Source organism: Ruania halotolerans (assembly GCF_021049285.1).
Taxonomy (GTDB): domain Bacteria; phylum Actinomycetota; class Actinomycetes; order Actinomycetales; family Beutenbergiaceae; genus Ruania; species Ruania halotolerans.
In genome coordinates, this window is sequence record NZ_CP088017.1 from 505,501 (window position 1) to 523,705 (window position 18,205).

The window sequence follows — 18,205 nt, forward strand, 5'->3', positions numbered from 1 at the left end:
TCAGACAGGGCTGGAGCGCTGCTGGATCACGGCAGCCAGGTGGGCGCCGGCACCTCGTACGGGTGACCCTCCCAGTCACGCCACCACCCGTCCGCCTGCGGTGGCAGCAAGGTGGGGTCCGCCGCCAGGACCGCATCGCGGAGTCGTTCCTTGAGGTGAGCGAGCGCGGGCGCATCAGGACCGGCATCTGGGCTCTCCGGCCGCAGGTGCGCGTTCTCCGCCTGCCAGATCTGCCGCCGCAGCGCGATGATCTCCCGGGTGGCGGCTCGCTGCTGCTCATCGGCTTCGGTGCACACCTCGGCGGCGCGGATCCAGCCGTAGTCCATGGAGATCCGCACCAGACCCGGGTCCACGGTGAGGATGTCGTGGATATCCAGCTCGGGCTGGATCACGATCGCGCCGGCGGCTCGTGCCCGGCGCACCTCATCGGCCTGGATCTCGTCGGTCATCACCCCGAAGCCGGCCCGCATGACGATCTCCAGCATGTCCTTCTCGGCGAAGCTGGTCGCAGGGCTCAGGCCCGCGGGTGAGGCCACCACGGCGTAGCACCGGGTCACCCCGAGGTGATCGACGGCCACCTCCACGGGCAAGGACTCGCGTGCTCCGCCGTCGACGTAGTGTTCGGACCCGAGCCGGACCGGGGCGAAGACGCTCGGAATGGCGCACGAGGCCATGATCGCCGTGACCAGATCCACCGTGGGTTCGCCCGGGACGGGCTGATCGAGACGATCTCGGATCTCGCCGGTCTCGGTGATATAGCGCAATTCACCGGATTCCAGCGCCACGGCGGCGATCCGCAGGTGCACGCCGGAGGCGGCGGCTCGTTGCGAGGAGAACAGGTCCGGGTGGGTGAGGCGGTTCACCAGGGGCCCGGGAGTGAACGCGGCCCGTTCCGTCTGTGCCCCGCCGAGGATCAGGTCGACGTCGGTGCTGGTCCGGCCCGCCTCCCAGAGTGTGGAGAGCGTGTCGAACACATTGGCCACGGACCAGCCGGAGCTGTGCTCCGGCGGTGTCGGATCGCCGGCGTCGGGCGGGCGTTGGCGCTGCTTTCCGGCATTCTTGCCGAACTCATCCCGCGAGATCTTCGCCGTGCTCGCGCGCACCGGCCGTCCGAGGCTGCGATGGGGACCGTTGCGGTCTGTGTGATCGGCTCCGCTCATCATCGCCGCGCGCGCGTCTCGGTGGCGCAACGCCATCACCTTGCGCCAGGTGGGCATGTGCTCGTTGAGCTTGGTGAACCACGGCAGCTCGGTGAACATATCCGAGGCGTCCTGCATGCTCCGCCACAGTCTCCGTAGTTCGGCCACTGCCGCCTGCTGCCCGGCGCGATCCGGGTACTGCGCGATCACGGCAGCGAGGATGGCGCCCGCCGAGGTGCCGGTGATGACCGAGGGGGTGATGTGCTCGCGGGTGTAGAGGTAGTCGATTGCGCCGATCTCGAAACTCGACCGCGCACCGCCACCTGCGATGGCCAGTCCGACCACCTCCTGAGGCGGTGGTGGTGGTTCGGGCATGACGTGCCCGCCGAGGGTATGGATGAGACGGTGCCGGATGCGGCGGACGAGGCCGCGCGAGACGGACATGGTTCCAGCGTAGGTGACCGCCCGTTAGTGTCGGCGAATATGTCCCAGTCCGGCCTGCGGGTGAGTCCCTCACTGACCATCCCCGACGGCGAACTCACCTGGCGGTTCTCCCGCTCCTCCGGGCCGGGTGGCCAGAGCGTGAACACGACCGATTCACGGGTGGAGCTGAGCTGGGACGTGGCTCATTCCGCCGTACTCGACGAACGCCAACGCACTCGTCTGCTGTCTCGGTTGAGCACGCGAATCACCGGTGGCGTGCTCACCATCGCAGCGTCTGAGTATCGCGCGCAGCTGCGCAACCGGGAGGCCGCGCGGGAACGGTTGATCGCGCTGATCACCGATGCCCTCGCTCCGCCGCCTCGGCCGCGGCGCGCCACGAAGCCCACCCGCGGTTCGAAGGAACGCCGGCTGCGGGCGAAGAAGCAACAGGCGCAGACGAAGCAGCAACGGCGTCGACCCGACGCGACCTGACCGGCTCGTGGCCGCAGCCGGGGGCAAGTCTGAGATGTGGGCACTGGTGTCTTGCCCAGTGGAACGCGCAGTTGCGGCCACCACCCATGGAGTGTTTCCGTGGAATTGCCCCAGGCGCCAACGCGTGTAGTGAGCGACGTGCTGCTCGCCAGCGTCTATGCCGAAGGAACGAGAGGGAGCATCATGCTCACCCTGACCGAGAACGCCCAGACCGCCATCAAGTCCATCACCGAGCAGGCCGGTCTCCCGGCTGAGGGCGGCGTGCGCATCGCGATGGCCGAAAGCGGTACCGAGTTGCAGATGTCGCTCGTGCCGGAGCCCGCCGAGAACGACCAGGTGGTCGAGGACGATGGTGCGCGCGTCTTCGTTGCCACCGAGACCTCCGAACTGCTCGAGACCCAACAGCTCGACGCGAGCCAGACCGCCGAAGGCACCGGGTTCTCCCTGGCCAGCAAGGACGGCGCTGCGCCCGCCGAGTGAGTGCCGAGTGACCCGCGGGTCACGATCGAAGCTGAGGGATCCGTCGTCGATCCCGGTGGTGCGCCGAGAGGCCGCACCGCCGGATCGACGGCGGATCTTCTGCTGCGCGAGGGCCCTCCGCCCAGCAGGGTGTGCTCGATGAGCCGTTGGCTCAGTGGCCGGTCGTCGCGGCCAGGGTGGTGCGCAGGTCCTCGACCGTGACGACCGGGAGATCGCAGACGAAACCGCGGCAGACGTACGCCGCCGACCGGCCGTCGATCCGCCCGCGGCCGGTCAGCAATGCCGATTGGACACGGTTGTGGCCGGTGTCAGGATCCGAAGCGGCCACCACGTTGCCCGCGCCTGGGTCAGTGGGCTCGGCGCCGGTGTCGAACGCGAGGACCGCGCCAGGGCTCGTCGCAGCGCGCGCCACGGCGACCATCTCGCGAGCGATGTCATCATCACCGACCACGGCCACCTGCACCGGCCCGCTCACGGCCGCCTCGGCCACCGCGAGGAACCAACCCGCGAACCGCGGATCCTGACCCGCCACCTCGCTTCCCGCCGCCAGCGCAGCCTCGGCCTCCTCACGCCGGCGACCCGTGAGTGCGGAGAATGTGAGCAGCGCACCGGCTAGGGCTGACGTGCCGCTCGGCTCGGCGTTGTCGGTGAGGCCGCGCATGCGCAGCACCAGCCGCTCGCCGTCATCGGCAGTGTCGTAGAACGAGTCGTCGGGGGCACGAAACTGCTCGAGCGCCGTGGTGAGCAGCTCGTCGGCCACCTCGAGCCAGCGCGCCTCTCCCGTGGCCTGGTGGAGCGCCAGCACACCCTCGGCGAGGTTGCCGTAGTCGTCGGCGACGCCCCACGCCTGACCCACCTGGCCGTCACGGGAGGCGCGGCGCAATCGAAGGCGACCTGCGCCGTCGCGGGTTGTATGGGTGAGCACCAGCTCACCGCACTGCCGCGCAGCGGCGACCCAGGACGGCTCCTCGAGGAGTGCGCCGGCCTCGGCCAGCGCCGCGATCGCCAATCCGTTCCAGGAGGTCACCACCTTGTCGTCCCGGGCCGGCTGGGGCCGGAGGCGGCGTGCCTCGAACAGGCGCAGCCGCCACTCGGGCCACTCGGCAGGCGGCTCATCCAGCATCCGCAACGTCGAGGTGCCACCCTCGAATGTGCCGGCCTCGGTGACCCCGAGCATCGCAGCCGCCCGTGCGCCGTCCTCGGGCCCAAGCGCCGCGATGAGCTGCTCCGGGGTCCAGACGTAGGTCAGGCCCTCCTCGCCGTCGGTATCGGCATCCAAGGACGCCGCGAAGCCGCCCTCGGGCGTGCGCAGGTCCCGGAGCAGAAACTCCGCGGTCTCCCGGATCACACGCTCGGCGAGCGCGGAGCCGGTAGTCCGGTACCAATGCAGGTAGACCCGCAGCAGCTGAGCATTGTCGGCCAGCATCTTCTCGAAGTGCGGCACCACCCAGGCTGCGTCCACGCTGTACCGGGCGAAGCCACCGGCGAGCTGATCGTAGATCCCACCGCGAGCCATCGCGCTGCAGGTGTGCTCGGCCAGGTCCAGGGCCTCGGGGTTTCCCGTGCGGGCATGGTGGCGCAGCAGGTACTCCAGCACCATCGACGGCGGAAACTTGGGGGCGCCGCCGAAACCGCCGTGGCGGGGGTCAGCCTGGTCGACGAGGGCGGTGAGGGCGTCGTCGAGCCGGGCGGTGCCGAGCGGGCTCTCCTCGAGGGTGCGAGCCTGACCAGCGGGCCGGCTCGCCTCCCGCAAGCGCTCGGTGATCCCGGCAGCGCCCTCGACCACCTCCGCACGGTTGTCCCGCCAGACCTCGGTGACGGCACGCAGCAGGTCGATGAACCGATCCCGGGGAAAGTACGTGCCGCAGTAGAACGCATGCCCGTCCGGGGTGAGTAGGCAGGTCATCGGCCAGCCTCCCTGGCCGGTCATGGCGGTCGTGGCGCGCATGTAGACGGCATCCACGTCCGGGCGTTCCTCCCGGTCCACCTTCACGGGGACGAAGCCGGCGTTGACGACTGCCGCCACCTGCTCGTCCTCGAAGGATTCGTGCGCCATCACGTGGCACCAGTGGCAGGCCGCATACCCCACGCTCAGCAGGATCGGCACGTCCCGCGCTCGCGCTTCCGCGAACGCGGGCTCACCCCACTCCTGCCAGTCCACGGGGTTGCCGGCGTGCTGAAGCAGGTACGGGCTCGTCGCGTCCGCAAGGTGATTCGGCATGACGCCACACTGTCACGCAGGCTTGCGGGCGACCACCGAGAGTGCCACCGGGAGTTGCTCCCGCCACGGAGCAGGCAGTACGTACCCGTCAGCGTCCGAGCCCTCACCAGGCACCATCACCGGCAGCGCCTGCCACGGCAGTGACTCATGCTCGCCCACGGCCACCAGACTCAGACCGGCATCCAGCAACGCCTGCAGGATCTGCGAGACAGGGTGCGGCCACTCGTAGTTGCGGGTCGCGGTAATGGTGCTGTGGTCGCCGTCGGTATAGGTGATCCCGCCGGAGTAGGTGAACGCGCGCCCCGGCGGCAGCGGCCAGTACCGGTTCCCCAGGCGCACGTCATCGGTGACCATGTCGTCCATCGCGGCCAGGGCCGGGTGTTGATCGCGGAAGAAGAAGGTGCCGCCCGGGCGCAGCAGCGCCGCGATGGCCCGCGCCCAGGCATCCAGGTCCTGGACCCAGCAGATCGTCCCGATCGAGGTGTGCACGTGGTCGAAGGTCTCGCCGACGGCGGAGGCGGCCTCGGTCACCTCGCTCTCCACCCAGCGGGCGTCTATCGCGCACCGCGTGGCCAGATCTCGTGCGATGGCGAGGGAGCCAGGGGAGAGGTCCACTCCGGTCACCCGGCCACCCAGGCGAGCCATCGACAGCGTGTCGGTGCCGATGTGGCACTGCAGGTGGCACACGTTCAGCCCGCGCAGGGGGCGCTCGGCGGAGGCTCGCTCGCCCTCCAGGTGCGGGGCGAGGATCGCCATATCGGCGTGGATGACCGAGGAGATGCGTCCCGGGTCCGCCACGAAGCCGTCCACGTCGTAGGCAGCGCTTCCCACGTGCACGGTTGCGCGGTCATCCCAGTTCGCCCGGTTTGCGGCGTACGCCTCGACGGTGCTGGTGGTTGTCTCGACGATCGGGTCGGTGGGCAGGCTCATGACTGTCAGCGTGGCACGGGCCGCGCTGATCTCCCACCTGATATTTCCCTCCGCGCTGTGGTGGTGAGTGCCACGGCGACGAGGCTTCCTCTGGTGCGGGAGCAGTGGGCCGAGATCTCAGGGGTGGGCGGCGCTGCGCAGATGTGCTGCACGCAGGCGGGGTGCGGCGATGATCGCAAGGAGTGCAGCGATGGCACCTGCCCCCGCCAGCACGCGGTAGCTGCCCACCGATCCGTAGGCATCCACAGCGGCCCCGGCCACCGACGTTCCGACCGCGAATCCGACCCAGATGGCGGTGCTCTCCCAGGCGAAACCCTCGGTCAGTCGCGCCCGCGGGACGAGTTGCTGCACGAGTCCGTTCCCGTTGATCATCGTGGGCGCGATCGCCAGACCGGCGATGAACATCGTCACTGCCAACATCGCCAGCGAGTTCACCAGCAGGAACAGGCACATGCCTGCGGCCAGGAGCAGCACCCCGATCATGAACCGTTTCCACAGGTCCAGCACCCAGGTCCGTGCACCGTAGGCCAGTCCACCGGTCAGCGAGCCGGCCGCCATACAGGCGAGCATGACGCCGGCCCACGCCTTGGCGCCGTGCTCCTCGCTGTACGCCACGGCTGAGACATCCGAGGCGCCGAAGACCACACCGGTGGCGAAGAACACCAGCACCACGGCGAGCAGCCCACCCGAGCGCAGCACCGACCGGCGCCCTTCCTTGGCCGGGCGCCCGGTCGGTACCGGCTCCGTGGCACGTTGGGCAAGGAACCAGAAGCCCCCTGTCCCGGCGGCCAGGACGGCCACGAGTAGCCCCGCCGTCGGGGAGATCATGGTGGCCAGGAGGGTGGCGATCACCGGGCCGGTCATGAAGACCGTCTCATCGAGCACCGCCTCGTAGGCGTAGGCCGTGTGCAGCCGCGAGGGATCGGTGAGCGCGTGGTTCCAGCGGGCCCGCACCATCGCGCCGACGGAACCGGTCGTCGCACCGGTGAGGGCGGCCGTCAGGTACAGCCACCCCACCGGGGCGCCCACAGTGGCGGCGATGACCATACCGAGTAGTGACGTCATGCAGACCGCGAGCGCCGGGCGCATCACTCTCGCCTGCCCGAACCGGTCGATGAGGCGCGCCAACCGTGGGGAGAAGATCGCCTGGCTCGCGGCGTACGCGCCGGTGATCTGCCCGGCCAGCCCGTACTCGTCGTACAGGGCGGTCACCATGAGCACGATGGAGAGAGTGACCATCGAGAGCGGCAATCGCGCCAGCACTCCGGCGGAGGAGAACGCCAGGGCCCCGGGTGTGGACAGGACGCGACGGTACGGGGCGAGCACCCGTTGATCCTGCCATTGGGTGTGGTGTCACTCCCGCCGAGCCAGGTCTACATCTGCCAGGTCTACTGCCAGGTCTACTCTGGGTGTGATGGAGATCACCCACTGTGGGCACGCATGCCTTGATGTTCGCACCCGGGGGGTGCGCGTGCTCATCGATCCTGGTCAGTTTTCCCAGGTGCCGCCGGTCGCCGGGGTCGATGCGCTGGTTCTCACCCATTCCCACGGCGACCACGCCGACCTCGACGTGGCCCGGCGGGTGCACCGGGAGAGTCCGCAGGCCGTGGTGTTCGGGCCTGCCGACCTCGCCGCAGCATGGCAGGGCGACGGGGTGCCCGTGGAGGCCGTCCGACCGGGGATGGCGGTGGCGATCGGCACCGTGGTGCTGGCCTTCTTCGGTGGGTCGCACGCCGCGGTGCACCGGGATCTGCCGGTGGTCGACAACGTGGGTGTACTGGTCGACGGCAGGCTCTATCACCCGGGCGACGCATTCGATCTGCCGGACGTGGCGGTCCGCGTGCTGGCCGTGCCGGTGAGCGGTCCGTGGCTGAAGATCGGTGAGGTGATGGATTTCGTGATCGAGGCCCGGGCCGAGGTGGTCCTACCGATTCACGAGACGCTGAACTCCGAGGTCGGCCAGCGGGTGGCGCTCGCCCGGATCGCTCATGTGACGGGTGAGTACGGGGGTCGCCTGCTCACCCCGGAACCGGGAGAGCCGGTTCAGGTCTGAGCCCAGCACCTGGCATGCCGGGGCCCGGACTACCCGCCCAGTGCTGCCGAGACCACGTCCTTCGCCGCCGACTGCACGCGCTCGAGGTGATCGGCCGAGACGAACGACTCCGCGTAGATCTTGTACACATCCTCAGTGCCGGAGGGGCGCGCCGCGAACCAGGCGTCCGCGGTGGTGACCTTGAGGCCGCCGATGGCGGCGCTGTTTCCAGGGGCCTGCACCAGGGCTGCCGTGATGGGCTGGCCGGCCAGTTCGGTGGCGCTCACGTCATCGGCTGACAACTTGGCCAATCTCGACTTCTCGTCCCGGGTGGCGGGGGCGTCGACGCGGGCGTACCAGCTCTGGCCGAACTCACCGACCTGCTCCTCATGCAGCTGGCTGGGGGAGCGGCCCGTCACCGCGAGGATCTCGGCGGCGAGCAGGGCGAGCAGGATGCCGTCTTTGTCGGTGGTCCACACCGAGCCATCCCGGCGCAGGAAGGAGGCGCCGGCCGATTCCTCACCGCCGAAGCCGAGGGAGCCGTCCAGGAGTCCGGGCACGAAGTGCTTGAAGCCCACCGGGACCTCCACCAGTCGGCGCCCGGTGGCCCCGACCACACGGTCGATCAACGCTGAGGACACCAACGTCTTGCCCACGCCGGCGTCGGCTGACCAGTCCGGACGGTGCCGGAACAGGTAGTCGATCGCCACCGCCAGGTAGTGGTTCGGGTTCATCAGCCCGCCGTCCGGGGTGACGATTCCGTGCCGGTCCGCGTCGGCGTCGTTCCCGGTGGCGACGTCGAACGGGACGTCGTCGGTTCCGCGCATGGTGGTCACCAGCGACGCCATCGCCGAGGGGGAGGAGCAGTCCATCCGGATCTTGCCGTCCCAGTCCAGCGTCATGAATGACCAGCGCGGGTCCACCTGCGGGTTCACCACGGTCAGGTCGAGGCTGTGGCGTTCGGCGATCTCCGCCCAGTACTCCACGGCCGCGCCGCCGAGCGGATCGGCGCCGATCCGTACCCCTGCGGTGCGGATGGCATCCAGGTCGAGCACCGATTCCAGGTCGTCGACGTAGGTGAGCAGGTAGTCGTGCTTGTGCACGTTCTCCGCTTCGATCGCCCGCTCGTACGGGAAGCGGGCGATCGCACCGACTCCGGAGCGGAGCAGTTCGTTTGCGCGCGTGGCGATCTGCCCGGTGGCCTCGCTTCCGGCGGGCCCGCCATGCGGCGGGTTGTACTTGAACCCGCCGTCACGGGGTGGATTGTGCGAGGGGGTCACCACGATGCCATCGGCCAGGCCCGGGCCCTGGGTGCGCACACCTTCGCGCGATCCGGCGCCGTTGTGCCGCAGGATCGAGTGCGACAGTGCCGGTGTCGGCGTGTACGCGTCACGGGCGTCGATGCGCACCTCGACTCCGGCGGCGGCAAGCACCTCCAGTGCCGTGCGTTGCGCAGGCTCGGAGAGCGCATGGGTGTCCCGGCCGAGGTAGAGCGGCCCATCGATGCCCTGCCCCGCGCGGTACTCGATGATCGCCTGGGTCATGGCGATGATGTGTGCCTCGTTGAAGGCGCCGTCCAGGCTGGAACCTCGGTGCCCGGAGGTGCCGAACACCACCTGCTGGGCCGGGTCGTCCGGATCCGGAGTGCGGTCGAAGTACGCCGAGAGCACGGCATCGGTGTCAATCAGGTCCTCGGGGAGGGCTACCTGCCCTGCGCGGGAATGCATAAGAGCCATCGTGCCACCCGCATCGGGCGCGGGCGAGAAGGAAAGGTCAGCAGTTGGCATTTTCTCCCTATCCTCTCGATAGAGTGCAGGTATGGCAAAGCGCAAGAAGTCCGGCCAGGTGAACGAGAAGGTGGCCGCCCGCAAAGCAGCCCGCAAGGCGGCCATGGCGGCACCGCGGAGGTCGTTCGACGGTTTACCGGGCGAGGCGGACTGGGTGGCGATGCGCGAGGTGGTGCCCGCCGCCAGTGCCACCGCTCGCACGAACGCCGAGTATGGCTCGCGCGAGGTGACCGTCGTGACCGTGCTCCCGGGCCTGCTGCCGGCCATGCACCGGGAGGACGGCCGGATCCTGGTGGCGCTGCAGAATGTGACCTCCAGTGGTGACCCGAGCCGGGACGTGGCGGCCGCCCTGCTGCAGGTACTCGACTCCGAGCCCGGCACCAGCCTCACCCACCTCGAACTTCCCGGGCCCGGCCCGCGTCTGCAAGACGTCCTCGATACCGATGCCCCGTTCGAGGTGACGCTGCACGACACGTTCGACTTCGTGCTCCCGCCGGATACCGAACCCACGCCGGAACTGACGTCCGCACTCGAGGAGTTCGCCGGCGCGATCGTGCCCACGGTGAAACTGACGTCGGTGCCGAGTGCCTACTGGTGCCGTATGGGCGCGCGGGAGTTCCTGCGCTGGTCCCGTACCGAAGACGAGGAAGCCCTGCTGGACGCCCTCGCCCGCCTGCACGCGGCCCGTGCCTCTGCGGTCGATGACGGCGCGCGGTTCATCGGGGCATTCCGCTCCTGCGGGCTGGTGGTGCCCGTGTGGGAGCTGGCCGCCGGCACCGAGGCGGAGGAGCTCGAGAGCGCCGCACCCGGCTTCGCTGAGCGTCTCAGTGAAGCACTCGCTGTCACGGAGCCGTTGAACGCGGACGAACGACGGGCACGGGCGGGAATCGTGTCGCGCCAGGTCACGCTGCGCTGACCGGGATAGGCTGAGGATTGTGAGCCGGGCGCCAGGCGACGGGATGAACCCGCTACGGGTCATCCGGCGTCGTGTGCCCGATACCGCTCCGATCCCGGTGCAACGTCCGGATCCGCAGAACCAGCGGGTCGCCGCGGTGATCCCGGCCAAGGACGAAGAAGAGCGGATCGCTGCCACAGTGCGCGCTGTGCGGGCGATCCCCCATGTCGATCTCGTGCTCGTGGTGGACGACGGTAGCGAGGACGACACGCAGCATCTCGCCCGGGGAGCCGGAGCAGTGGTGGTGCGTCACTCGCACAACCGCGGGAAGGCGTCAGCGATGGAGACCGGTGCCGCTGTGGTGGCCATGCGGGATGTGGAGGCCGGCCCGGCTCGGCTGCTGTTGTTCGTGGATGCGGACCTCGGTGCCACCGCGGTGAATGCTGCTCCGTTGGTGCCCCCGGTACTCGCCGGCAAAGCCGATCTGTCGATCGCTGTGCTGCCGAAGCAGCCCGGTGCCGCTGGTCGTGGCATCGTGACCGGGTTGGCCCGCCGTGCCATCCAGCGGGCGACCGGCTGGGCGCCGATGCAGCCGCTCTCCGGGCAGCGGTGCATGACTCGTGCTGCGTTCGATGCCGCCACTCCCCTCGCCCACGGTTGGGGAGTCGAGACCGGGATGACCATGGACACATTGCTGCAGGGTTTCGCTGTGGTGGAGGTGCCATGCGATCTGCGGCACCGGGCCTCCGGGAAGGATCTGGCCGGGCAGTTGCACCGGGCCGCGCAGTACCGGGACGTGGCGATGGCAGTGGCCGCACGCAAGTTCCGCCACTACAAGCAGAAGGTCACCCGGGAGGCCTCCAGCGAGTCCGATGCGGCCGGGGAACCGCAACCGCCACTCCCGCCGGACGGGCAGAACCTCAGCGAGACTCCGGCGTCCGCGGGTGAGCCGGCCCCGACCGTGAGTAAGCGTCGCTGGCGCTCACGCCGGCGCTGACCTCACGGTCACGCTGGGCGTGCAGGCCCAGCATCCAGGTGGCACACGCCGCGATCAGCAACGGCACCCCAAGTGCCACGCCGAGCGCGGGAATCGCGATTCCCGAGTCGTTCACTGCCAGGCCGAGTCCGAGAGCCACGGCAGCGGCCACCAGCCCGGGAGTAAGCATCGGCACGTCCCGGCTCATCAGTGAGATCGGATTGCCCCCGGAGAGCCAGGCGAATGCGCCGCCGTCAGGGGAGGTCAGGGCGAGCCGGATCGGCTTGGCGAGCACGTACACCACGGTGAGCACGCCACAGATCGCCAGGATCGTCAACGGCCGGTTGCCGAACAGGATGGAGATGTTCTGATCCAGTTTGCGCCAGATCACGCCCCACAGCCCGCCGTCCAGCACCGTCTGGAAGAAGCGTCCCAGGTGGGTGCGTTCGGTGGGCGGGCGGAGCCAGTCGACGAACGCGATCGACATCGTGGCGACCGCGGCGATCATCAGGACGGCGACCACCCGCTTCCAGGTGAGCCGGATCCCGGCGGCGAGCAGGGCCATCACCATGAATGCCGGTAGCAGCGCCGGGGGACCGCCGAAGTCGGCGCCGATGGAGGGGGCGCCGTCCAGCACCACCACTACGGCCCCGACGGCGAGCACCACCACGGCGGCGAGGCGCCGCCGTCCGGCCCGTACCAGCGGGTTGGTCAGCACGATCGTGACGATCAGGCTCGCCGTGGTGAACAGGGCGAATGTGGTGTTGTTCATCCCGTAGAAGCGACCCGCCACCAAGGTGGGCACGCCCATCACCGCGGAGAGCTGAAGGGTGGCGCCGGTGGCCACGTCCACCGCAAGGACCACAGCCGTGGCTCCGGCCACCACGGCCGCCGGACCGAACGTCGCTCGCCGCCATGGTCCGAGCACAGCGAGGGCCACGATGACGGCGATCCATGCGGCTGTGCCGCCGAGCAACGCCAGCATCGGAGGATCCGCGCGCCACCATGGCAGCAGGTTCGCCAGGTAGGAGGCCACGGGGATACTCGCGATCGCCAATGCCACCACGCGCAAGACACCGAGGGCCAGCTCTCCCTGGGCGAACACCCGCTGCAGCAACCGGCTGCCGGGTTGCGCGGGGAACTTCGCGGCCATCCAGGCGCGGATCCGTGCCGCTGCCGGCCGCTTCAGTGCGATCGCCACGGTCGCGAACAGCAGCAGGTTCAACGCGACCAGCCCGGCGTAGAAGGTCGGCACTAGCGGGCGCACGGCACTGGCGTGCACCGCATCGTCGTGCAGGTGACTCAACCGGCTGGCCACGGCGGCCGGTCCGGCATCACCGTCGGCCACGAAAGCCGGTGCCCCGATGGTGGCACCGGCGGGAACGGCGTCGGTGATCTGGAGCATCTCGGTGAGGGTGGGCTGCAGGTCCGTGGCCAGCACGTACCCCTCCTGCCGGGTGGAGGGCGAGCTGAGCAAGCCGGTGCCGACCCCCGGCCCGGAGATGGTCAGGACCCGCAGACCGGGGGTGGTTCCGGAGTCAGCCATACCGGCCAGCAGCACCACCGGCTCGCTCGCAGACTCGGCGAGTCCGTCCAGGATGGCCGCGACGCGTCGCTCGATGATCCGGATCTGCTCAGCCCGGTACTCCGCACGGCTTGAGGAGATGGTGTAGCCGTCGTCACCGTTGCGGATCGAGCCGGCGTCGATCACCACCAGATCGGAGTCAGCGACCGCCTCGCTCGTTGCCGCGGCGAGTTCGCCGGGATCAGCGGGCCGGTCAGTGTGCCCAGCGACGTTGCCATTGCTGCCGGCCACGGCGATCGCGGCGCCCGGGCCGATGCTATGCACCGGCGTGCCAGTCTCGCCCAGAACCTCCCCGAACAATCCCAGCTGCGCCTCGAAGTTCTGCCCGGAGACCGCCTCCTGATAGTCCTGCCAGCCGCGCACCTGGCTGCCCGACGGTTCCAGCAGGAACCGGCACTGCCCCTCATGGTCGGCGGCACGGGTGCCGGTGTTCAGAGCCAGCCATCCGTCGGCCGGGCAGGTGAAGGAACGCACACTGCGCACGACCAGCGAACCCACCGCCTGCTGAGTGAGCGAGGCCAGGGCCGGTGTCTCGTCGTCGATGTCCTCCCAGGCCAGGCCGCCCACACCGATGAGGACCACCGGCGTTTCGGGCGTATCAGCATGCGCCGGGGGTGGACTGAACCATCCGAGCAGGGTCAGGACGAGGGCGATCCCTAGCGCGCCCACGACTCGAAGCGACCGTCCACGAGGGGTGGACTGGGCCGGGCCTGACTGGTCGGGGGCCGGGGCGGGCAGTTCATGGCTCATCGCTGGCCAGCCTATGTGGCCGAACGTGCAGAACCTGTGTGTGCCGGGCGAGGGTTCAGCGGGTGCGTACCCGCAGGCCACCGGCCTGCAGGCGGGCGGTGACGGCGGTCGCCTCGCCGATCAGATCTCCGTCCACCTGGAGGTGCTCAGGTTGATCGCAACTGACCGCGACCTCCCGGCCTCGCCAGAACTCGATCGAGCTCGGGCTCACCGGCAGATCCCGGCGGATGCCGAGCCCTTGGAGTACCACCTTCCCGAAGAGGGAGGCCCAGCCGAGCAGGCCGTTGCGGGTGTCCAGGGCAGCGACGTCGAGCCAGCCATCGTTCAACTCGGCGTCGGGCAACAGCACGATCCCACCGGGGAGCCGGCCGCAGTTGGCCAGCAGCAGGCTGCGGACCTTCAGCGGCCGTACTTCGCCCTCACCCACGCGCATCCGCAGCCGGAGCTTGCGCCCGTGCAGGTGCCGGGCGCCGGCCACGAAGTAGGCGAACCATCCCATCTTGGACTTCAGCTCATCATCGGCTCCGGCCACCATGGCGGCGTCGAAACCGATCCCGGCCATCACCAGGAACAGATGCTCGCCGGCGGCGTTGGTGAGTGCGCCGACTGCGGCATCGGTCTCCGACTCCGGGGCAGTGTCCTCGTCGTTGCCAGCGGCTCGGGAGAGCCGGTGCGGGCGGATCCAGCCGATGTCGATCGGGTGATCGGTGCCGCCCAGTGCGGTCCGCACCAAGGAAGCGGTGCCGTCCAGGGGCAGATCGAGGTTGCGGGCCAGCAGGTTCCCGGTGCCCATCGGCAACAGGGCCATCGGGGTGCCGGTGCCTGCCAATGCGGTGGCCACGGCGCGCACGGTGCCGTCCCCGCCGGCGGCCACCACCACGCTCGCACCCGCAGCCAGGGCTTCGCGTGCCTGCCCCACGCCCGGATCCTCCGGTGTGGTTTCGAACCACAGCGGCTCATCGAGCTGGAGTTCCCCGGCAATCTCGAGGGCCAGCCGGCGCAGTTCGTCCACGTCGCGGGTCTTGATCGGATTCACCACGAATGCCGGCGGACCGGACGCCCTCTCGCGATCCGGTTCCGCGGGGCTCACCAACGGATCGACCTTCGCCCCTCGTTCGCGGATCCGCTGCAGCACGATCAGGCCCACCACCAGAGCTGCCAATGCCAGCACGAGCGCCGCAACGCTGATCGCCTGCTCCCATGTCATGACGTGAACGGTAGCCGGTCCGCGTCTCGCGGGGGCGATGCCCAGTGCCGCGGCTGAGCGATACCCTCGGAGGGTGATCGATCTGAAGAGCCTGCGCGAGGATCCGGACATCGCCCGAGCCAGCCAGCGTGCGCGGGGTGAGGACCCCGATCTGGTGGACCAGGTGCTGGGAGCTGACGAACGCCGTCGTGGCCTGCTGACCAGTTTCGAGCAGTTGCGGGCACAGCACAAGGAGATCTCCCGGTCGATCGGGAAGACGCCGGCCGAGGATCGCCCCGCCGTGCTGTCCCAGGCGAAAACGCTGGCTGAGGAGGTCAAGGCCGCCGAAGCCGAAGCCAGCGCCGCCCAGGCACAGTGCGATGAGCTGCTCATGCAACTGTCCAACATCGTGGCCGACGGCGTCCCTCCGGGTGGTGAGGACGACTACCTCCTGGTCAAGGAGGTCGGCACCCGCCGAGATTTCAGTGCCGAGGGCTTCGAGCCGCGGGACCATCTCGCACTCGGCGAGGGTCTTGGCGCGATCGACACCGAACGCGGTGCCAAGGTCTCCGGGTCGCGGTTCTACTTCTTGACCGGGATGGGGGCTCGCCTCGAACTCGCCCTCCTGAACGCGGCGATGGACACCGCTATCGCGGCCGGGTTCACCCCGGTGATCACCCCTACGCTGGTCAAACCGGAGATCATGGCCGGCACCGGTTTCCTCGGCGCACACGCGGCCGAGATCTACCGCCTCGAGGCGGATGATCTGTACCTGGTGGGCACCTCCGAGGTGGCGCTCGCGGGTTATCACGCGGGGGAGATCATCGACCTGTCCGGCGGTCCCCGACGCTACGCTGGCTGGTCGGCCTGTTACCGCCGCGAGGCGGGGTCGCACGGCAAGGACACCCGCGGCATCATCCGCGTGCACCAGTTCCACAAGGTGGAGATGTTCTCCTACGTGCGCCTCGAGGATGCCGAGGCCGAACACCAGCGCCTGCTCGCGTGGGAAGAGCAGATGCTCGCACTGGTGGACCTGCCCTACCGGGTGATCGAGACCGCCGCCGGGGATCTGGGCTCCAGTGCCGCCCGCAAGTTCGACTGCGAAGCCTGGCTGCCCACTCAGGAGCGCTACCTGGAACTCACCTCGACCTCGAACTGCACCACGTTCCAGGCCCGGCGCCTGGGCGTGCGCGAACGCGGGGAGAAGGGGACCCATCCGGTGGCCACCCTCAATGGCACCCTGGGTACCACCCGGTGGATCGTGGCGATCCTGGAGAACCACCAGCAGCAGGATGGTTCGGTGCGGGTGCCCGAGGGTCTGCGCCCCTATCTCGGCGGTCGCGAGGTGCTCGAGCCCCGATGACGACGGCCCCCACCCCGCCTCAGTTGGGCGCCTTGGCGCTGCATCGGCCTGGACCGGACCTCCTGGTCGCCTTGGACATCGACGGCACCATCCTCGGGCATGACCAGAGTCTGTCGGAGGAGGTGCGGGCCGCCGTCGTGGAGCTGCGTGCCACCGGCACGCATGTGGTGCTCTCCACCGGCCGGTCGATTCAGGCGGTGCTGCCGGTGGCTGCGATGCTCGGCATCGACTCTGGGTGGGCAGTGTGCTCCAACGGAGCGGTGACCATTCGCCTCGATCCCGGACTGCCAGGCGGCCATGAGATCCACGATGTGGTCACCTTCGATCCGGGCCCGACGCTGCGGTTGCTGCGTGAGCACCTGCCCGAAGGCATCTTCGCCGTGGAGGATCTCGGCCGTGGATTCGTTCTCACCGCCCCGTTCCCAGACGGGGAACTCACCGGGACGCTGCGGGTGGTGGATTTCGAGGAGCTGTGCGCGATGCCCGCCTCGCGCGTGACGATGCGGGCGCCCGGGCTCGGTGCGGACGACTTCCACGATCTGGTCGACCGCTCCGGACTTCACGGGGTGAGTTACGCGGTCGGGTGGACCGCGTGGCTCGATATTGCCCCCGAAGGGGTTTCCAAGGCCTCCGCGCTGGAACAGGTGCGCCAATACCTGAAGGTGGGTCCGACGGCGACCGTGGCCGCCGGGGATGGACGCAACGACATCGAGATGCTCGGCTGGGCGGGTGTGGGCGTAGCCATGGGCGGCGCCGATGAGACCACCCGCAGCGTGGCGAACCTGGTGACCGGGCGAGTGGAGGAGGACGGGCTCGTGCCCGTGCTGCACGCGATTCTGCGCCCCTGAGCACGATATAGGGCACACTGTCAGATCGTGGGCGCAGGAATAGACGATGTCGCGCGAGCAGCGGGTGTCTCTACCGCGACCGTCTCCCGTGCGCTGCGCGGGCTCCCGAACGTGCGGGAGGAGACCCGGACGAAGGTGCTCCGTGTCGCGTCCCAGCTGAACTACGCGCCGAGCCCATCGGCCGCGTCCCTCGCGAGCGGCCGGACGCGAACGATCGGCCTGCTCACCCCGTCCTTCTCACGCTGGTTTCACCGCAATGTGGTGGAAGGTGCCGAGCGCACGTTGCGCTCGGCGGGATTCGACGTCCTGCTCCACGCCTTCGATGTCGGATCGGATATGACGCGGCGGATGATCGACACCGGCCTACTGCGCCGGCGCGTGGACGGTGTGCTGGTGCTCGGGCTCCCGCTCGCGGCCACGGAGATCATGGACCTGGACCGCTTGGACCTTCCGTTGGTGTTCATCGGTGCAGGATCGCCGCAGCACGTACGAGTGCACATGGACGACCGCGCGTGCTCCACCCTCGCGGTCGAGCACCTGGTCGCCCTCGGACACCGCACGATCGGCCAGATTCACGCCTCTGCTGCCGATACCTCCCGGTGGTCTCCAGCGCGCGAACGCGCCGATGCCGCCGCCGAGAGTCTGGCGGCTGCCGGCATCGAGAACGACCCGTCCTTGGTGGAGTACGGCGATTTCACCCACGAGGGAGGGCGTGGCGCGGCCGCCCGTCTCCTGGACGCCCGGCCGGACATCACCGCGGTCTATGCGCATTCGGACGAGATGGCCTTCGGAGCGCTCGAGGTCCTGCGCGATCGGGGATTGCGAGTACCCGAGGAGATCTCGGTGATCGGGGTGGACGGGCACGAGTTGAACGAACTCGTCGGGCTCTCGAGCGTGGCACAGGATGCGCAGGCGCAGGGTGAGGCGGGAGCGACGCTGATCCTGGAGATGCTCACCGGGGCACCGGTCGGCAGTGACGTGTTGTTCCCCGTCTCTCTCGAGCCGCGGCGCTCGACCGGCCCGGTGCCCGGCTGACGCAGGCGCAGGCACGTCGTTGTGATCCGATTGTGACCCGAATCCGGTCCGTAAGCGCTTGCA

15 protein-coding genes are annotated in these 18,205 nt (G+C 69.4%); 8 read left to right on the forward strand and 7 right to left on the reverse strand.

Going from position 1 to position 18,205, the window contains the following annotated elements; translation table 11 throughout:
* Positions 1–26: 26 nt before the first annotated feature.
* Positions 27–1,583 (reverse strand): patatin-like phospholipase family protein, encoded by a 1,557-nt coding sequence (locus LQF10_RS02165; protein ID WP_231065868.1) that lies wholly within the window; start codon positions 1,581–1,583, stop codon positions 27–29.
* A 39-nt stretch (positions 1,584–1,622) separates the two neighbouring features.
* On the opposite strand from LQF10_RS02165, the gene arfB reads away from it, so the two are divergent.
* The gene (gene arfB, locus LQF10_RS02170; RefSeq protein ID WP_231065869.1) at positions 1,623–2,054 is read left to right on the forward strand and encodes an alternative ribosome rescue aminoacyl-tRNA hydrolase ArfB; all 432 of its coding nucleotides are present in this window, start codon (positions 1,623–1,625) and stop codon (positions 2,052–2,054) included.
* 183 nt (positions 2,055–2,237) lie between these two features.
* Positions 2,238–2,534 carry a HesB/IscA family protein gene (locus LQF10_RS02175; protein WP_231065870.1) on the forward strand — a complete coding sequence of 99 codons (297 nt, stop codon included), beginning with the start codon at positions 2,238–2,240 and terminating at the stop codon, positions 2,532–2,534.
* 151 nt (positions 2,535–2,685) lie between these two features.
* On the opposite strand, the gene LQF10_RS02180 is transcribed toward LQF10_RS02175, so the two are convergent.
* The 3 genes from LQF10_RS02180 to LQF10_RS02190 form a co-directional block, all read right to left on the reverse strand.
* The gene (locus LQF10_RS02180) at positions 2,686–4,755 is read right to left on the reverse strand and encodes a thioredoxin domain-containing protein (protein WP_231065871.1); all 2,070 of its coding nucleotides are present in this window, start codon (positions 4,753–4,755) and stop codon (positions 2,686–2,688) included.
* A gap of 12 nt (positions 4,756–4,767) precedes the next feature.
* Positions 4,768–5,685, reverse strand: a complete 918-nt coding sequence (locus tag LQF10_RS02185; protein ID WP_231065872.1) for a class I SAM-dependent methyltransferase — start codon at positions 5,683–5,685, stop codon at positions 4,768–4,770.
* Positions 5,686–5,802: 117 nt separating this feature from the next.
* On the reverse strand, positions 5,803–7,011 hold the full coding sequence (locus LQF10_RS02190) for an MFS transporter (protein ID WP_231065873.1): 1,209 nt from the start codon (positions 7,009–7,011) through the stop codon (positions 5,803–5,805).
* 88 nt (positions 7,012–7,099) lie between these two features.
* Here LQF10_RS02190 and LQF10_RS02195 point away from each other — a divergent pair, with 88 nt between their 5' ends.
* The gene (locus tag LQF10_RS02195) at positions 7,100–7,738 is read left to right on the forward strand and encodes an MBL fold metallo-hydrolase (protein ID WP_231065874.1); all 639 of its coding nucleotides are present in this window, start codon (positions 7,100–7,102) and stop codon (positions 7,736–7,738) included.
* Between the two features lie 29 nt (positions 7,739–7,767).
* On the opposite strand, the gene pgm is transcribed toward LQF10_RS02195, so the two are convergent.
* Positions 7,768–9,444: a phosphoglucomutase (alpha-D-glucose-1,6-bisphosphate-dependent) gene (gene pgm / locus LQF10_RS02200; protein ID WP_231065875.1), complete on the reverse strand. Its 1,677-nt coding sequence runs from the start codon at positions 9,442–9,444 to the stop codon at positions 7,768–7,770.
* 163 nt (positions 9,445–9,607) lie between these two features.
* Here pgm and LQF10_RS02205 point away from each other — a divergent pair, with 163 nt between their 5' ends.
* Together LQF10_RS02205 and LQF10_RS02210 are read left to right on the forward strand one after the other, a co-directional pair.
* Positions 9,608–10,420 (forward strand): DUF5926 family protein, encoded by an 813-nt coding sequence (locus LQF10_RS02205; protein WP_231067227.1) that lies wholly within the window; start codon positions 9,608–9,610, stop codon positions 10,418–10,420.
* Positions 10,421–10,439: 19 nt separating this feature from the next.
* Positions 10,440–11,396 (forward strand): glycosyltransferase family 2 protein, encoded by a 957-nt coding sequence (locus LQF10_RS02210; protein WP_231065876.1) that lies wholly within the window; start codon positions 10,440–10,442, stop codon positions 11,394–11,396.
* Here LQF10_RS02210 and LQF10_RS02215 read toward each other — a convergent pair.
* Together LQF10_RS02215 and LQF10_RS02220 are read right to left on the reverse strand one after the other, a co-directional pair.
* Complete coding sequence (locus tag LQF10_RS02215) at positions 11,320–13,710, reverse strand: hypothetical protein (protein ID WP_231065877.1); 2,391 nt, start codon at positions 13,708–13,710, stop codon at positions 11,320–11,322. The genes LQF10_RS02210 and LQF10_RS02215 overlap by 77 nt on opposite strands.
* Before the next feature lie 55 nt (positions 13,711–13,765).
* Positions 13,766–14,917, reverse strand: a complete 1,152-nt coding sequence (locus tag LQF10_RS02220; RefSeq protein ID WP_231065878.1) for a diacylglycerol/lipid kinase family protein — start codon at positions 14,915–14,917, stop codon at positions 13,766–13,768.
* Between the two features lie 73 nt (positions 14,918–14,990).
* Here LQF10_RS02220 and serS point away from each other — a divergent pair, with 73 nt between their 5' ends.
* Genes serS through LQF10_RS02235 form a run of 3 tightly spaced genes read left to right on the forward strand, consistent with a single transcriptional unit; the run spans position 14,991 to position 18,142 of the window.
* Positions 14,991–16,259, forward strand: coding sequence for a serine--tRNA ligase (gene serS / locus LQF10_RS02225; protein ID WP_231065879.1), 1,269 nt, complete (start codon positions 14,991–14,993; stop codon positions 16,257–16,259).
* Entirely contained in the window at positions 16,256–17,107 is an 852-nt protein-coding gene (locus LQF10_RS02230; RefSeq protein ID WP_231065880.1) for an HAD family hydrolase, read from the forward strand. Before serS ends, LQF10_RS02230 begins: the two co-directional genes overlap by 4 nt.
* 27 nt (positions 17,108–17,134) lie before the next feature.
* Positions 17,135–18,142, forward strand: a complete 1,008-nt coding sequence (locus LQF10_RS02235; RefSeq protein ID WP_231065881.1) for a LacI family DNA-binding transcriptional regulator — start codon at positions 17,135–17,137, stop codon at positions 18,140–18,142.
* Positions 18,143–18,205: the final 63 nt, after the last annotated feature.

Bases quoted from the DNA above. Each gene is read 5' to 3' on its own strand.
- pgm (WP_231065875.1), bottom strand. From the start codon at position 9,444: ATGCATTCCCGCGCAGGGCAGGTAGCCCTCCCCGAGGACCTGATTGAC.
- LQF10_RS02205 (WP_231067227.1), top strand. From the start codon at position 9,608: ATGGCGGCACCGCGGAGGTCGTTCGACGGTTTACCGGGCGAGGCGGAC.
- LQF10_RS02220 (WP_231065878.1), bottom strand. From the start codon at position 14,917: ATGACATGGGAGCAGGCGATCAGCGTTGCGGCGCTCGTGCTGGCATTG.
- arfB (WP_231065869.1), top strand. From the start codon at position 1,623: ATGTCCCAGTCCGGCCTGCGGGTGAGTCCCTCACTGACCATCCCCGAC.
- LQF10_RS02215 (WP_231065877.1), bottom strand. From the start codon at position 13,710: ATGAGCCATGAACTGCCCGCCCCGGCCCCCGACCAGTCAGGCCCGGCC.
- LQF10_RS02230 (WP_231065880.1), top strand. From the start codon at position 16,256: ATGACGACGGCCCCCACCCCGCCTCAGTTGGGCGCCTTGGCGCTGCAT.
- LQF10_RS02175 (WP_231065870.1), top strand. From the start codon at position 2,238: ATGCTCACCCTGACCGAGAACGCCCAGACCGCCATCAAGTCCATCACC.
- LQF10_RS02165 (WP_231065868.1), bottom strand. From the start codon at position 1,583: ATGTCCGTCTCGCGCGGCCTCGTCCGCCGCATCCGGCACCGTCTCATC.
- LQF10_RS02180 (WP_231065871.1), bottom strand. From the start codon at position 4,755: ATGCCGAATCACCTTGCGGACGCGACGAGCCCGTACCTGCTTCAGCAC.
- LQF10_RS02185 (WP_231065872.1), bottom strand. From the start codon at position 5,685: ATGAGCCTGCCCACCGACCCGATCGTCGAGACAACCACCAGCACCGTC.
- LQF10_RS02195 (WP_231065874.1), top strand. From the start codon at position 7,100: ATGGAGATCACCCACTGTGGGCACGCATGCCTTGATGTTCGCACCCGG.